Raw genomic sequence first — 14,221 nt, 5'->3', positions numbered from 1 at the left:
GACGAAGAGGATGGTGCCGCCGTGGGCGACCGTCTCCTTGACGAAGTCGTACGCCTTGTCGATGTAGCCGAGCGACTGCTGGAGGTCGATGATGTGGATGCCGCTGCGCTCGGTGAGGATGAAGCGCTTGACCTTCGGGTTCCACCGACGGGTCTGGTGTCCGAAGTGCACGCCGCTGTCGAGCAGCTGGCGGATGGTGACCACAGCCATGGTCGTCTCCTGGTTCTGGCGCGATTCTGCGCCGTTGAGGTTGCAAGCCGACCGGATGATCGGACTCCCTGGTGCCCGGCTCACACCCGCCTGTCGGAGGACAGGACCTGTGGGAGTGGATGCCGCGAAACGAGTCGCTCTGGGCACGCGTAGTCACCTCGATCTCGAGGTGCTCCTCCAGCATACAGGATCAGACGGCCGGCTCCCCTGCACCGTGGCTTCCCCTGCACCGTGGCGTGGTGTCACGTCTTACTCCCCGGATGTGTACGCCGCACTGCGCATGGTGCACCGCGGCAGCGTCGAGCCATCAGGATGCCTTCATGCGCTTGAGATCCAGAACACGAGCCCTGCTCACCGCGACTCTTCTCGTCGTCTCGATGGTCGCCTTCGCAGTGATGCTCTCCCCCGGCGCGGCAGCGTGGTCCGACGAGCCTGACGTACCCGCCTGGAGCTGGCCGGTCACCGGACCGCGCTCGGTCGTCGCGCCCTACCGCGCTCCGGCTCATCGATACGGCGCCGGGCATCGTGGCGTCGATCTCAGCGCCGCGACGGGGACGACGGTCTCGGCTCCTGCTGACGGAGTCGTCGCTTTCCGCGGGACGGTCGTGGATCGGCAGCTCATCACCATCGAGCACGCCGGCGGGCTGGTGTCGACATTCGAACCGTTGCGATCCGATCTCCTGGTCGGCGATCTCGTCGCAGAGGGTCAGAAGATCGGAGTGGTCGATGCTGGCGGGCACACACCGCCCGGCGCGATCCATCTCGGCATACGTCTCGACGGGGACTACATCAACCCGATGCTGCTCTTCGGCGATGTTCCGCGCGCAGTGCTCCTCCCCTGCTGCGAAGCCCCGTGATCGAGCTTCCGAGTCGTCGGAGTCAGGCGCGGGGATGGGCGAGCCGGTAGGTGGCCGTCAGGCGCTCGGTCGAGACGTGCGTGTAGATCTGCGTGGTGCCGAGGCTGGCATGCCCGAGTATCTCCTGCACCGCCCGCAGGTCCGCTCCGCCGTCGAGGAGGTGGGTGGCGGCGGTATGACGGAGCGCGTGCGGACCGATCGTCTCCGCGCCGACGATCGGTGCCAGGACACGCGCGACGAGTTCGTACACCGTTCGCGGGCCCACTCGCCCTCCTCTGCTTCCGAGCATCACGGCGGGGGTGAAGGTCCGTGACCTGGCGATGAGGACCGGCCTTCCTCGTCGCAGGTACGCGGAGAGCGCATCTCGTGCCGGCGCCCCGTAGGGGACGACGCGTTCCTTGTCTCCCTTGCCGACCACTCGGGCTGTGCCGCGCTCGAGGTCGAGATCGTCGACGTCCAGACCGCAGAGCTCGGAGACGCGGATACCGGACCCGTAGAGCAGCTCGAGGATGGCATGGTCTCGCAGCGCGAGCGGGTCACCCTCCGACGCTGTGGCGCGATGCGCGTCGAGGAGCTCGGACATCGCATCGCGCGAGGCGACCGTCGGCAACGTCCTCCCCTTCTTCGGCGCGACCAATCTCAGGCTCGGGTCATGCGCGGCGATCCCCTGTTCAGTTACCCAGCCGAAGAAGGACCGTGCGGTCGCGGCGCGGCGCGCGAGAGTGGACCGCGCGTCTCCACGCTGCGTGGCGTTCCAGAGCCAGTCCCGGAGGACTTCCAGGTCGACGTCCTCGACGGCGACTTCCCCTGCAGAAGCGGCGAGGTCGCGAAGGTCGGAGCGATAGGCCTTCACCGTCGCCGACGACAGCCGACGCACCCGCAGCAGGTGGTCGGCGAATGCGTCTGCGGCCGCCGCGATCTCCATGACCCCAGCTTGCCGCGATCGAGCTTCCTGACCGGCAGCCTCGCCGTCGGATCGGCTATCGTCTGGGCGGCGCAGCCCGGTGCCACCCCGCGCTGTCGAGTGCGACATCTCCTTCCAGGTGCAGCAGTCCGAGCACTGATCGGACGCGATCAGGGGAGAGCCCCGACCGGCGGGCGACCTCGTCGATGGAGAGGCGTGCCCGAACGGTCATGACCTCCAGGATGCGAGCGTGGTGAGGATCCCGCTCCCCCGGGCTCGTGTCGGGTCGATGACCTATCGCGCCGAACAGCTCGCGCACCTCCTGCGCCGATGTGACACACTGCGCGTCGTACTCGCGCAGCAACCGATGGCATCCCGCTGAGGACGCGGAGGTCACCGCTCCGGGGACGGCACCGAGTGGACGCCCGAGCGTCGCAGCGTGACCGGCGGTGTTCAGCGATCCACTCCTCCAGCCCGCTTCCACGACGACCGTCGCGTGTCCCAGTGCGGCGATCAGACGATTCCTCGCCAGGAACCTCCACTTCGTGGGCGCCGTGCCGCAGGGTGGCTCGCTCACCAGTGCCCCCTCTTCGGCGATCCGCCTCAGGAGCGCCTGGTGCCCCGCCGGATAAGCACGGTCGACCCCGCCGGCGAGGAAGGCCACCGTCGCGCCCTCCACTCCGAGAGCAGCTCTATGGGCAGCTCCGTCGATCCCGTACGCACCGCCCGAAACGATCACCACGCCTGTGGCTGCCAGATCTCCCGCGATCTCTGAGGCCACGTGCTCGCCGTACCCCGAGGAGGCGCGCGCACCGACGATGGACACGCGAGGCTGATGGTCGAGCAGCTCCACACGACCCCGCACCCACAGTGCGGCGGGGACATGCGGTCCGAGATCGTCGAGGGCGGCGGGCCACGCCGCGTCGCCGGGAATCAGCAGCCGGACACCAGCGGCAGCGGCTCCGTGGAGCGCTGCCAGCACGGCTCGTGGTGCTGCCCGCGGGGTCCAACGTGCACGCCCGTCGGCGAGCATGCGGGATGCCGCCGCGTTCGCGCTCCCGGGAGACAGCAGCGATGACGAGTGCCCCACGGCCACGGCGAGTGCTTCCGCAGCACCGAGCTCCGCGATCAGAGCGCCGGCGACGGCATCGCCCGGCTCCGCGATCACGGTCCATGCGGCGCGTGCCATGCACTCGTCCATACTCCCACCCGGGTGGATCTGTTCCGTGAGGGCCACAGCTTCGGCGTCGCCCAGGAGCTCGTCGATCATCGCGGCAACCCCCGTCGAAGGTGCAGCGCGCGGCCGATCTCATCGGTTCCCGGCCTGTCCAGCGCAGCCAGGTCCGCCATCGTCCATGCGACCCGGAGAACGCGGTCGTAGCCGCGAAGTGTCAGCGCTCCACGCTCCAGGGCCCGATCGAGCGGCGATCGCGTCGAAGCGGGCAGCCGGAGCGCTCCCTGCCGCAGCCAGGTGCCCGGCACATCCGCATTACGACGCCATCGGGTACTCCGCCAACGCGACGCTGCTCTCGCCCGCGCGTCCGCGACACGGTCCCGCGCCCGCTCGGTTGTCAGCTCCGCACTCGCGTCACCCATCGCCAGCGATGCGGCGACCCTCGTCACCTGGAGATCGATGTCGATGCGATCGCGGAGCGGTCCGGACAGACGGGTGGCGTAGCGTCTGATCGCCATCGGCGGGCACACGCATTCCGCACCGCGCACCCCATGATTTCCGCAGGGACAGGGATTCATCGCGAGCACGAGCTGGAATTTCGCGGGTAAGGTCGCGGTGAATCCGGCCCGATGCACAGCGATCACCCCCGACTCCAACGGCTGGCGCAGCGCATCCAGCGCGATGCGTGAGAACTCGGCCGCTTCATCGAGGAACAACACGCCGCGGTGCGCACGCGCTATCGCTCCCGGTCTCGCGGCACGGGACCCGCCACCGACCAGTGCCGCGACCGACGCGCTGTGGTGCGGGGCCTCCAGCGGAGGGAGAGAATCCAGCGCGGACACCGCTTCTCCGCTGAGCGAGCGAACGGATGCGACCTCGAGTGCCTCCTCTTCATCGAGTGCGGGCATGATGCCGGGGAGACGCCGAGCGAGCATCGTCTTTCCGGCGCCGGGAGGACCGCTCAAGAGCAAATGGTGCCCACCGGCAGCGGCGACGACGAGAGCTTCGACGGCCTCCTCCTGCCCGATCACGTCGGCGAGATCGAGGGCCTCGCGCGAGCTCCGCGTGTCGGATGCGACCTCCACGAATTCGACATCAGGCACCTCCACGTCGGCGCCGTGCCAGACGGCGACCTCCGCCAGAGACCCGGCTGCGCGTACGTCGATACCGGGCACCAGCCTCGCCTCTGCCTCGTTCCCGTATGGCACGATCGCCGTCTCGAATCCCGCTCGTGCCGCCGCGAAGACCGCGGGGAGGACACCGGGCACCGGTCGGATCCTGCCGTCGAGACCGAGTTCACCGATATGGACCGTCCGGGCGATGGAACGCGACTCGACGGCTCCGCCCGCCGCCAGACACGCCACGGCCACGCCCAGGTCGAACCCGGCGCCATGCTTCGGAAGGCTTGCGGGCGAGAGATTGACGGTGAGCCGTCGACGTGGCAGATCCAAACCGGCGTTCTTGCAGGCATTGTGCACGCGCTGGACGGCTTCGCCCAATGACTTGTCAGGAAGACCGATGATCCGGAACTCGGGCGTCTGGCTCGACATGTCGGCCTCGACCTCGACGAGGTGTCCGTCCACGCCGGTCAGTGCGACGGCCCAGGTGCGCGCGGTGCTCACGCGATGTCCACGAGATGCTCGAGCACACCGGTGGTCGGATCGGCTCCGATGATGCCGATCGCCTCGAGGCGCACGTCTCGCCCTCGCGCGACTCCCGGATGCTCTGCGATCCACGCCTGCGCCAGTTGCCAGAGCCGCCGGCGCTTGCGCGCGTCGATCGCCTCGAACGGGTGCCCGAATGCGTCCGTCCGCCGTGTCTTGACCTCCACCACGGCGAGATGATCGCCGCATACGGCGACGATGTCGATCTCACCCTGTGCGCACCGCCAGTTCCTCGCGAGCACGGTGTACCCGCTGCTCCTCAGATGTTGCGCGGCGCGGTCTTCTCCCGCTCTTCCGAGTTCATCCTTCGCTGCCATCTGCCCAGCATCACGTGGCCACGCTTCCCGGGGGCGGGGCACGGCTGCAGATTCACGGCGTCTGGGGAGAAGTCAGCTCTTCAGCGCAGTGTGGAGTGAGTCCGGTCGCATCGGCGCGAGAGTCTTCGTCACTCGCCGTCGAGCGAGAGCTCCTGCGGGAGTTCGAACTCCCTGCGCTGCAGCTCCTCGACGTTGACGTCCTTGAACGTGAGCACGCGCACAGCCTTCACGAAGCGATCGGCACGGTAGATGTCCCACACCCAGACGTCCGTCATCGAGATCTCGAAATAGAAGTCGTGCTCGGTGTCCCGGCGGACGACGTTCACGTCATTGGCCAGGTAGAACCGGCGCTCGGTCTCCACGACGTACTGGAACTGCGACACCACATCCCGATACTCCCGGAACAGTGCCAGCTCGAGTTCGCGGTCGTAGTCGTCGAAGGCTTCCTCATCCATGATGTGTCCATCCTAGAGTCGCGGGCACCGGGGAGCGTCATCGGCTGCCGGGGCGCGTCCTCGGTGCCTCTGTCAGAACAGCGTGGGAGCGTCAGCTATGGCCCACGACGCCCTGTGGTGCGGCGACAGCCCGATCGTCCGGATCGCATCGCGGTGCTCAATGCTGGCATAGCCCTTGTTGCGGTTCCACTGATACGCGGGATGCGTCTCATGAAGCTCCGCCATGTAGCCGTCCCGCGCGACCTTCGCGATGACGGAGGCCGCCGATACCGAAGCACAATCACGGTCCGCCTTGACCACGGGACGCACGTTCAGCGGAGTCGGGTGAACCTTCGACACGTAGTCGTGGTTCCCGTCGAGCAGGATAAGGGCTCCGTCGAGCACGGCACCCTGCGCTGCGACGGCCGAGACCGCGCGGGACGCGGCGAGTCCGAGCGCCCTCATGATGCCGACCTCGTCGACCTCCGCCGCACTCGCCCAACCGACCGCTGACGCCTGCACCCACGCGGCGGCACGGGCGGCCACCTCCGGCCTGCGCTTCTCCGTCACGAGCTTCGAATCACGCAATCCTTCGGGCACACGACGGCGGGCACCGGTCGCATCCATCACGGCAGCACCCACCGCGACCGGCCCCGCGAGCGCACCACGACCGACCTCGTCCAGGGAGATGATCAGTTCGCATTCACCGAGGAGCCGACGTTCCAGGGTGAGCTTCGGCGCGATGACGGTCATTCCGGATCCGGAACGCCGTTGAAGATCTCGTGGTGGCCGTCGATCGGTCCCAGCCGGTTCAACGGCCAGGTCGTGAGGAACGCCTTGCCCACGATGTTCTCCATCGGGACGAAGCCTCCGCTGGGCAGGTCCTGGTGCGCGCGGGCGTCGCGCGAGCGGTCTCTGTTGTCGCCCAGCAGCCACACGGAATCCTCCGGGACCACGACATCGAACGGCTCGTTCGACGCGGCAGTGTCGCCCTGAGGGAGATTCAGGTAGCTGAGCTCGTCGATGGGCGCACCGTTGATCGTGATCTGTCCGAGCGCATTGCAGCAGACCACGTGGTCGCCAGGAAGCCCGATCACCCGTTTGACGAGATGATCCTGAGAGTCGGTGGCGGAGATGCCCACGAAGTTCAGTACCCAGTCGACGGCCTCGACCAGAGGCGGCTGCGCGGGCGTCTGCGGCTGTCCGTCCAGCCAGCCTCCCGGGTCCTTGAAGACGACTACGTCTCCGCGCTCGTAGTCGGTCCAGCGCGGAGTGAGCTCGTCGACGAGGATGCGGTCGTTGACCAGAAGGGTGCGCTCCATCGACGCGGAGGGGATGTAGAACGAACGGACCACGAAGGTCTTCACGACGAAGGAGACCAACGCGGCGATCACCACGATCACCAGCACGTCTCGAAGGAAGACCAGGAACCCGCGGCGTCGTCTGGACGTGGGCGCGGATGGGGATTCAGTCATCTGGTTCCTTCACGATCATGCGCCGGCGCGCGGCGACGATATCTAGGGTCGCACACCGGAGGGAGAACGAAGCACCCCGGGACATCGTGTCCCGGGGTGCTTCGGAGATGCGTCGACTCAGCGGTCGCGCTTCTCCTTGATCTTCGCCTTCTTGCCACGCAGCTGGCGGAGGTAGTAGAGCTTCGCGCGACGCACGTCACCGCGGGTGACGACCTCGATGTGGTCGATCACCGGGGAGTGCACCGGGAAGGTACGCTCGACGCCGACCTGGAAGCTGATCTTGCGCACGGTGAACGTCTCGCGCACGCTGTCACCCTGGCGACCGATGACGACGCCCTGGAAGACCTGGATACGAGAGCGGTTGCCCTCGGTGATGTTGACGTGCACCTTGACGGTGTCACCGGGGAAGAAGTCCGGGATGTCCGAACGGAGGGAAGCCGCGTCGACGGCGTCGAGGATCTGCATGATCGTCTCTCTCTGCACCCGCCACAGGTCGCATGCATGTATTCAAAGGAACAAGAAAAGGGTTGAACTGTACGGAGCTGACGCGTCCGCGGGCTCCCCTGTGGCAGAGCCGGTCACAGCACAAACATTCATTCTGCCACGAATGCGGTGACGGGCCAAAACGCGATGTCAGTCCCGGGTGTCCGTCTCCCGCACCACGATGACCTCGTGCGCACGCGTCGGCACGGTCGGCTCATCGACGGTGGGGATCGTGGACCAGGAGATGGTCTCGCGCAACCGCGCCCCACTTCCCCTCGCTTCGTTCCACAGCTGCCACAACTGCAGCCAGATCAGCGCGATCCCCGCGACGATAGCCCCCGTGAGCAACCACGGGAATGCGCCGTCGATGAAGAACCCGACCGCGATCGTGAGGCCGTTCCAGATCGTGAACCCGGCGACGTCCCACCACGAGACCGCTCGCTCGATGCGGACGGACGGACGGGACCGCGTCAGAAGGGTGAGGAGAAGCTGCCCGAGGAACACGGAGGGCATGGCGACGAGCAGCACCCACAGGATCGACCAGCCGCCCTGGAAGATACCCCACCCGATCAGCAGCCACAGGGGCAGCAGGAAGGCCGCCGGGAGAAGCCATCGGAAGTAGGCCTGTCGCAACCACATGCTGAGATCGTACGACGACGATCCGACGCGCGCTCCTGTGTTCGCTGAGAGCGCTCGGCCTTCCTCGGCCTCACGATCAGGGAGAATGGGAGGGACGAGAGGACAACCGATGATCGAACTGCGCACCCCCGCCGAGATCGAAGAGATGCGCGCCGCAGGGCGGTTCGTCGCCGAAACCCTGGCGACGTTGCGTGACGAGACCAAGGTCGGAACCAACCTGCTCTCGATCGATCGTCGCGCACACGACATGATCCGTCGCGCCGGCGCCGAGTCGTGCTACATCGACTATCACCCCTCGTTCGGAGCGAGTCCGTTCGGGAAGGTCATCTGCACCTCCGTCAACGACGCCGTGCTGCACGGCCTCCCCCATGACTACGTGCTCCGCGATGGCGACCTCGTCACCCTCGACTTCGCTGTCGCAGTCGACGGCTGGGTCGCCGATTCCGCCGTCTCGTTCGTCGTCGGAACAGCCAGCGACGAAGATCTCCGACTCATCGACACGACCGAGCGCGCCCTGACCGCGGCGATCGACGCCGCATCCGTCGGGAACCGCATCGGCGACATCTCCGCAGCGGTCGCCACGATCGCACACGGTGAGGGTTACTCGATCAACACCGACTTCGGCGGCCACGGCGTCGGCCGGACGATGCACGGCGATCCCCACGTCCCCAACGACGGCCGCCCCGGTCGTGGCTTCCCCCTGCGCGCCGGCCTCGTCCTCGCCTTGGAGCCCTGGCTTCTCGCCACGACCGACGAACTCGTCACAGACCCCGACGGGTGGACGCTGCGCAGCGCAGACGGGTCCCGCGGCGCGCACTCCGAGCACACGATCGCGATCACCGAGCAGGGCCCGATCATCCTGACCGACCGGTCGTTCCTCGGCGTCGACTGACCTGCCACGGTACTGATCGTCGTATCGGGTCGTGCAGACGTAGCACGCAGGCGCGGTCGGCGCTCCGGTGTGCCATCCTGAGTCCATGATTCCGCAGGATCGTCATGTGCCGGAGCGAGTGCTCCTCGCGCGTCACGGGCAGACCCAGTGGAACAGAGAGCATCGCCTGCAGGGACGGCTCGATTCGCCCCTCACTCCCGAGGGAGTCGAACAAGCGCATGCGATCGCGGATCGGTTGACGGACGTCGACGTGCGCACGGTGTGCTCCAGTCCGCTCGGCAGGGCGGTACACACGTCGACGATCGTCGCAGAGCGCCTCGGTGCCGACGTGGTCGAGGTGCCCGAGCTCGCTGAGCTCGACCATGGCGAGCTCAGCGGCCTGACGTGGGAGGAGATCGACGCGGAGTATCCGACCGCAAGGGAAGAGCGGGCGGCCAACCGCTACGGGTGGGCCTTTCCCGGCGGGGAGAGCTACGCGCAGGCCAGAGCGCGCGCACGCAAGGCGCTCAGCAGCTGCGGATGGGTGTCACAAGGCATCCCCCTTCTCATCAGTCACGAGATGATCGGGCGCATGCTGCGTGCGGAACTGCGAGGGTTGGATGCCTCGACCGCACTCGGGCTGAGGCACCCACACGGGGTCGTGTTCGAGATCGACGGCGCCTCCGAGCGCATGCTCTGAGAGACACGTTCCCGGTTCGAGGCCTCGGTCAGGAAGACGGCGACGTGTCGTCGAGGAGATCGGGACGGCGCGACCGTGTTCGCTCGATCTGCTGCTCGTGGCGCCACGCGGCGATCGCCGCATGGTTTCCGCTCAGCAACACGTCGGGCACCGATCGTCCCCGCCACGATGCGGGCTTGGTGTACGACGGATACTCGAGCAGACCGTCCTCGTGGGATTCCTCGACGAGGCTCTCGGGATTGCCGACGACACCAGGGATCAGCCGGCCGATGGCCTCGATCATCGCCATCGTGGCGACCTCTCCCCCGTTGAGGACGTAGTCGCCGAGACTGATCAGCCGGACATCGCCCCGCTCGGCGGCGTACTCGAACACGCGCTCGTCGATGCCCTCGTAGCGGCCGCAGCCGAAGATGAGATGTTCGCGAGTCGCCAGATCACGCGCGGTCTTCTGGGTGAACACCTCTCCGGCGGGCGACGGGAAGATGATGGTGGGACGTTCAGCGACCGTTGCGGCAGCTGCTTCGCTGATGTCATCGAGGGCGAGTCCCCAGGGCTCCGGCTTCATCACCATGCCCGCTCCGCCGCCGTAGGGGGTGTCGTCAACGGTGCGATGACGGTCCGAGGTCCAGTCGCGAAGGTCTCGGATGCGGAGATCGATGATCCCGGTCGCCTGAGCCTTTCCGAGCAGCGAGAGCGTCAGACCGTCGAAGTAGGACGGAAAGATCGAGAGGACGTCGATGCGCACGGGGACCCGTATCAGCGATCACTCGGACGCGTCGGCGTCCGCGCCTGCCTGCGGCTCGGCGTCAGTGGACTCCGGGAGCTCCTCGAAGAGGCCGGGCGGCGGGGTGACGATCACGCGACCGGCCTGCACATCGACGGTGGGGACGATGGCGGAGACGAAGGGCACCATCACCTCGTCCTCGCCTGCCTTGACGATGAGGAGGTCCTGTGCGGGGAAATGCTCCACCCGAACGACCCGACCGATCACGGTGTCATCGCGGACCACCTCGAGGCCGACGAGCTGGTGATCGAACCACGCATCGTCTTCGGCCTCGTCGACATCCTGATCGATCCAGAGGATGGCACGGACGAGGCTGTCAGCCGCGTCGCGGTCCTCGACATCCTGGAAGAACACGACGGGGTTGCCGTTCATCACCCGGTACTCGCGCACCGTGATCTCCTTGCCGTGCCACGGAGATGCCTCGGGCACCTGCAACGTGAAACCGGCTCCGGGGACGAAGCGCCCCTCGGGGTTGTCTGTGTACAGCTCGAGCTTGAGTCCGCCTTTGAGCCCATGCGCCTTGACGAGACGCCCGACTCGCAGCTGGTTCTTGCCCTGGTTGCGGTCCTTCGCCACCACGTCAGTCATCCGCGACATCGACGCGGACCCGCCGCCCGTCAGCGAGTGCGCTGACGAGGGTGCGAAGGGCCTTCGCGGTGCGGCCGCCGCGCCCGATCACGCGTCCACGATCATCGGGGTGCACACGCACCTCGAGGAGGTCGCCTCGCGGCGATGTGGATTCGTTGATGCGGACATCTTCCGGGTGATCGACGATCCCCTTGACGATGTGTTCGAGCGCGGCGGCGAGCACGGCGGATTACTCTGCGTCTGCTGCGGGAGCCTCAGCGGCCTCCGCGTCGGCCGCGGCGGGAGCCTCCTCAGCAGGAGCCTCCGCCTTCTTCTCGGCCTTGGGCTTGACGACGGACTTCTTGGACGCGTCGATCTCGAAGGGGGCCTTCGGCTCGGCGACCTTGAGCGTGGACTTCGCGTCCTTGTCGCCCTTGAACTTGCCCCAGTCACCCGTGATCTTGAGGATGGCAGCGACCTGCTCGGTCGGCTGTGCGCCGACGGAGAGCCAGTACTGCGCACGCTCGGAGTCGACCTCGATGAACGAGGGCTCCTCGGTGGGGTGGTACTTGCCGATCTCCTCGATCACGCGACCATCGCGCTTGGTCTTCGAGTCGGCGACGACGATGCGGTAGTACGGCGCGCGGATCTTGCCCAGGCGCTTGAGACGAATCTTGACAGCCACGATTCTCCTGAATTGTGTGGAAGGAAACGAACCGGTCGCCTGGAGAGTGGGGTGCACACCCGGCGGAAGCTCTAATGAGTGTGGACTCCTGCTGGATAGAGGGTCGAGCAGGTCGTCCGACCCTCTATTCTGCCAGATCCGAGGGCCGGGCGCGAAACGTGGCGAAACCCCCGTTGCCGTGTCGCGCCTGCTGCGTGCCAGACTGTGCGGGTGAAACTCGAGTTCGCCTCTTCGGCCCGGTCCACCGTCGGTCTCGAATGGGAGATCATGCTCGCCGATCCGGTGAGCGGTGACCTCGTCGGGCGCGCACCCGAACTGCTCGCCGCGCTCGAAGCCGAGAGTGCGGACGAGCGACACACCGTCACGGGCGAGCTGCTCACCAACACGATCGAGGTGACGAGCGGCATCGGCGACTCCGTTGCGCACGCGGTCGACGACATCGGGAACGCCATCGCGGCGGTCCGCGCGGCTACGGATCCCGCTGGCATCGAGCTGCTGTCGGCGGGAAGTCACCCGTTCGCACAGTGGTACGACCAGCAGGTGACCGACAAGTCGCGCTACCACACGCTGATCGAGCGCACGCAGTGGTGGGGGCGCAACATGATGATCTGGGGCATCCACGTGCACATCGGCGTCGAGGATCAGCGCAAGGTCTTCCCCATCATCAACGCCCTCGCGGGGTACCTCCCTCATCTACAGTCGCTCGCCGCGTCGAGTCCCTACTGGGCGGGAGAGCGGACCGGCTACGCATCGAACCGCGCGCTCGTGTTCCAGCAGCTTCCCACCGCCGGGCTCCCCTGGCCCCTGCACGACTGGGCGCAATACGAATCGTATCTCGACGACATGGTGCGCACCGGGGTGATGGCCGATGCCACGGAGGTGCGTTGGGACATCCGTCCCGCTCCGCGCTGGGGGACCATCGAGGTGCGCGCCTGCGACGGGCTGTCGACGTTGCCCGAGCTCGCCTCGGTCGCCGCGCTCGTGCAGGTCCTGGTCGAGGACTTCTCACGTCAGCTCGACGAAGGGCGGACCCTCCCCGAGCTTCCCGCCTGGTTCCACCGCGAGAACAAGTGGAGGGCGGCACGCTACGGGCTCGACGCCCGTGTGATCGTGGATGCGACAGGCACACAGCGCCCCGTTCGCGAGCATCTGTCCGAAGCTCTCGAATCACTGGCACCGACCGCTGTCGAACTCGGATGCGGCCGGGAGTTCGGCGGAATCGCCACGATCCTGGACGGCGGTGCCAGCTACGCGCGTCAGCTCGCCGTCGCCGACGCCGCGGACGGCGACCTCGCAGCGGTCGTGCATCATCTGATCAGGGAGTTCCGTTCCGGACCCGAGTCGTCGACCGAAGAGCCGTAGCTCCCGGCACGCCTGACGGCGGACGCCGCAGTTCAGTCCTCGACGAGGCGCCTCGCGAGTCCCTCGTCCAGGACCACATCGGTGATGAGTCCGGCCGCCAGGGCGGCGCGGAGGCTCACCAGCTTCGGGATGCCGGATACGACGCACACGCGGCGTGGAACCCGACGGAGTCGATCCAGGCCGGGGCCCGTGGCGCGCGCGTTCACCCGGATGTCCCGCCACGACCCGTCGGAGCGGAAGAAGACGGTGGCGACATCGCCGATCGCATGGTCCTCGCGGAGGCTGCGATAGTCGTCACGTCCGAGGTACCCGCCCACATAGACACGGCTCGGCACCTCGGCAGCGGGCGAACCGAGGCTGAACACGGCGACATCCATCTTCGCCTGCAGATCGAGCACACGTCGCGTGCTGCGTTCACGCCACATCGCCTCGCGCGTCGCAGGATCGTCGAAGAACGCGGGCACCGGGAACTGCTGGACCTGCGCGCCGAACGCACTGCCGAATCGCTGCAGGATGTCGCTGGAGTACTCGACGCCCGTGGTCTGGGTGTTGCCTGCGCCGTTGAGCTGCACGAAGGTCGTGTTGTGGGTCTCCTTCTGGGTGAGTCCACGACTCACAGCGCTGATCGTCGACCCCCACGCGACGCCGATGACCATGTTCGAATCGACGAATTGCGACAGCAGACGCCCTGCCGTCAGAGCCACGCGCTCGAGGCGCTCGACCTCGCTGAGGATCTCCGGCATCGGCACGACGTGCGCGGCCACTCGATGCCGATCCCGGATCCGGTGTTCGAGCATCCCGAGACGCTCGAGCGGCGAGTTGATCCTGATGTCGACCAGTCCGCTCTCCCGCGCGAAGCTCAGCAGACGTGAGACCGATGATCTCGACGTGCCGAGTTCCTTCGCGATGACCTCCATGGTCTTGTCCTGCATGTAGTAGAGCTGCGCCGCTGTGAGCGCCGCGATCAGCTTGCTGTCGCGAGATTCCGCGCTTGCACCGGCCATGACGTCCTCCTCAGCTTCGATCCTTGCACATATGTGCAGTGGGCTTGCGCGGGATGTCACACAGGTCGATGCTGGTGGCAAGCAAGGAAGA

Annotated in this window: 19 protein-coding genes; 4 read left to right on the top strand and 15 right to left on the bottom strand. The window is 67.0% G+C overall.

Features of this window, described 5'->3' with window-relative positions; translation table 11 throughout:
* On the bottom strand, nucleotides 1-210 hold a 210-nt coding region (gene rpsB / locus AX744_RS14790), incomplete at its 3' end, for a 30S ribosomal protein S2 (protein ID WP_082738538.1).
* Between the two features lie 320 nt (nucleotides 211-530).
* Between rpsB and AX744_RS14785 the strand changes: the two genes are divergently transcribed.
* Nucleotides 531-1,067 (top strand): murein hydrolase activator EnvC family protein, encoded by a 537-nt coding sequence (locus AX744_RS14785; protein ID WP_061017670.1) that lies wholly within the window; start codon nucleotides 531-533, stop codon nucleotides 1,065-1,067.
* 22 nt (nucleotides 1,068-1,089) lie between these two features.
* Here the strand turns inward: AX744_RS14785 and AX744_RS14780 are convergent, their stop codons facing one another.
* The 9 genes from AX744_RS14780 to AX744_RS14740 form a co-directional block, all read right to left on the bottom strand.
* Nucleotides 1,090-1,992 (bottom strand): tyrosine recombinase XerC, encoded by a 903-nt coding sequence (locus tag AX744_RS14780; RefSeq protein WP_061017668.1) that lies wholly within the window; start codon nucleotides 1,990-1,992, stop codon nucleotides 1,090-1,092.
* A 55-nt stretch (nucleotides 1,993-2,047) separates the two neighbouring features.
* On the bottom strand, nucleotides 2,048-3,241 hold the full coding sequence (gene dprA / locus AX744_RS14775) for a DNA-processing protein DprA (RefSeq protein ID WP_061017666.1): 1,194 nt from the start codon (nucleotides 3,239-3,241) through the stop codon (nucleotides 2,048-2,050).
* Nucleotides 3,238-4,767 carry a YifB family Mg chelatase-like AAA ATPase gene (locus tag AX744_RS14770; protein WP_061017664.1) on the bottom strand — a complete coding sequence of 510 codons (1,530 nt, stop codon included), beginning with the start codon at nucleotides 4,765-4,767 and terminating at the stop codon, nucleotides 3,238-3,240. The genes dprA and AX744_RS14770 overlap by 4 nt, the downstream gene beginning before the upstream one ends.
* Complete coding sequence (locus AX744_RS14765; protein WP_046747068.1) at nucleotides 4,764-5,126, bottom strand: YraN family protein; 363 nt, start codon at nucleotides 5,124-5,126, stop codon at nucleotides 4,764-4,766. Before AX744_RS14765 ends, AX744_RS14770 begins: the two co-directional genes overlap by 4 nt.
* A gap of 128 nt (nucleotides 5,127-5,254) precedes the next feature.
* Complete coding sequence (locus AX744_RS14760) at nucleotides 5,255-5,581, bottom strand: DUF2469 family protein (protein ID WP_045265213.1); 327 nt, start codon at nucleotides 5,579-5,581, stop codon at nucleotides 5,255-5,257.
* Between the two features lie 72 nt (nucleotides 5,582-5,653).
* Nucleotides 5,654-6,313, bottom strand: coding sequence for a ribonuclease HII (locus tag AX744_RS14755; protein WP_046747069.1), 660 nt, complete (start codon nucleotides 6,311-6,313; stop codon nucleotides 5,654-5,656).
* Nucleotides 6,310-7,035 (bottom strand): signal peptidase I, encoded by a 726-nt coding sequence (gene lepB, locus AX744_RS14750; protein WP_058630610.1) that lies wholly within the window; start codon nucleotides 7,033-7,035, stop codon nucleotides 6,310-6,312. Before lepB ends, AX744_RS14755 begins: the two co-directional genes overlap by 4 nt.
* A 117-nt stretch (nucleotides 7,036-7,152) precedes the next feature.
* On the bottom strand, nucleotides 7,153-7,500 hold the full coding sequence (gene rplS / locus AX744_RS14745) for a 50S ribosomal protein L19 (protein WP_045265383.1): 348 nt from the start codon (nucleotides 7,498-7,500) through the stop codon (nucleotides 7,153-7,155).
* A 168-nt stretch (nucleotides 7,501-7,668) separates the two neighbouring features.
* Nucleotides 7,669-8,157: a hypothetical protein gene (locus tag AX744_RS14740; protein WP_061017662.1), complete on the bottom strand. Its 489-nt coding sequence runs from the start codon at nucleotides 8,155-8,157 to the stop codon at nucleotides 7,669-7,671.
* A gap of 109 nt (nucleotides 8,158-8,266) precedes the next feature.
* On the opposite strand from AX744_RS14740, the gene map reads away from it, so the two are divergent.
* Entirely contained in the window at nucleotides 8,267-9,049 is a 783-nt protein-coding gene (gene map / locus AX744_RS14735; protein WP_046747071.1) for a type I methionyl aminopeptidase, read from the top strand.
* 85 nt (nucleotides 9,050-9,134) lie between these two features.
* Nucleotides 9,135-9,728 (top strand): histidine phosphatase family protein, encoded by a 594-nt coding sequence (locus AX744_RS14730; RefSeq protein WP_227750938.1) that lies wholly within the window; start codon nucleotides 9,135-9,137, stop codon nucleotides 9,726-9,728.
* A 28-nt stretch (nucleotides 9,729-9,756) separates the two neighbouring features.
* Here AX744_RS14730 and trmD read toward each other — a convergent pair whose 3' ends face one another.
* The 4 genes from trmD to rpsP are packed head-to-tail and all read right to left on the bottom strand — an operon-like array spanning nucleotide 9,757 to nucleotide 11,764.
* Nucleotides 9,757-10,473, bottom strand: coding sequence for a tRNA (guanosine(37)-N1)-methyltransferase TrmD (trmD, locus tag AX744_RS14725; RefSeq protein ID WP_058630607.1), 717 nt, complete (start codon nucleotides 10,471-10,473; stop codon nucleotides 9,757-9,759).
* 18 nt (nucleotides 10,474-10,491) lie between these two features.
* On the bottom strand, nucleotides 10,492-11,100 hold the full coding sequence (gene rimM, locus AX744_RS14720) for a ribosome maturation factor RimM (RefSeq protein WP_061017658.1): 609 nt from the start codon (nucleotides 11,098-11,100) through the stop codon (nucleotides 10,492-10,494).
* Nucleotides 11,093-11,323, bottom strand: coding sequence for an RNA-binding protein (locus tag AX744_RS14715; RefSeq protein ID WP_017830729.1), 231 nt, complete (start codon nucleotides 11,321-11,323; stop codon nucleotides 11,093-11,095). The genes rimM and AX744_RS14715 overlap by 8 nt, the downstream gene beginning before the upstream one ends.
* A gap of 6 nt (nucleotides 11,324-11,329) precedes the next feature.
* Nucleotides 11,330-11,764: a 30S ribosomal protein S16 gene (gene rpsP, locus AX744_RS14710; protein ID WP_046747075.1), complete on the bottom strand. Its 435-nt coding sequence runs from the start codon at nucleotides 11,762-11,764 to the stop codon at nucleotides 11,330-11,332.
* 210 nt (nucleotides 11,765-11,974) lie between these two features.
* Here rpsP and AX744_RS14705 point away from each other — a divergent pair, with 210 nt between their 5' ends.
* The gene (locus AX744_RS14705) at nucleotides 11,975-13,126 is read left to right on the top strand and encodes a glutamate--cysteine ligase (protein ID WP_046747076.1); all 1,152 of its coding nucleotides are present in this window, start codon (nucleotides 11,975-11,977) and stop codon (nucleotides 13,124-13,126) included.
* Nucleotides 13,127-13,158: 32 nt separating this feature from the next.
* On the opposite strand, the gene AX744_RS14700 is transcribed toward AX744_RS14705, so the two are convergent.
* Nucleotides 13,159-14,130: a sugar-binding transcriptional regulator gene (locus AX744_RS14700; RefSeq protein ID WP_021200458.1), complete on the bottom strand. Its 972-nt coding sequence runs from the start codon at nucleotides 14,128-14,130 to the stop codon at nucleotides 13,159-13,161.
* Nucleotides 14,131-14,221: the final 91 nt, after the last annotated feature.

The organism is Microbacterium sp. CCH5-D1 (genome assembly GCF_001557335.1).
GTDB classification, from domain to species: domain Bacteria; phylum Actinomycetota; class Actinomycetes; order Actinomycetales; family Microbacteriaceae; genus Microbacterium; species Microbacterium oxydans.
Note: the sequence above shows the minus strand (reverse complement) of the source record. Positions and strands in the feature narration are given on the sequence as shown.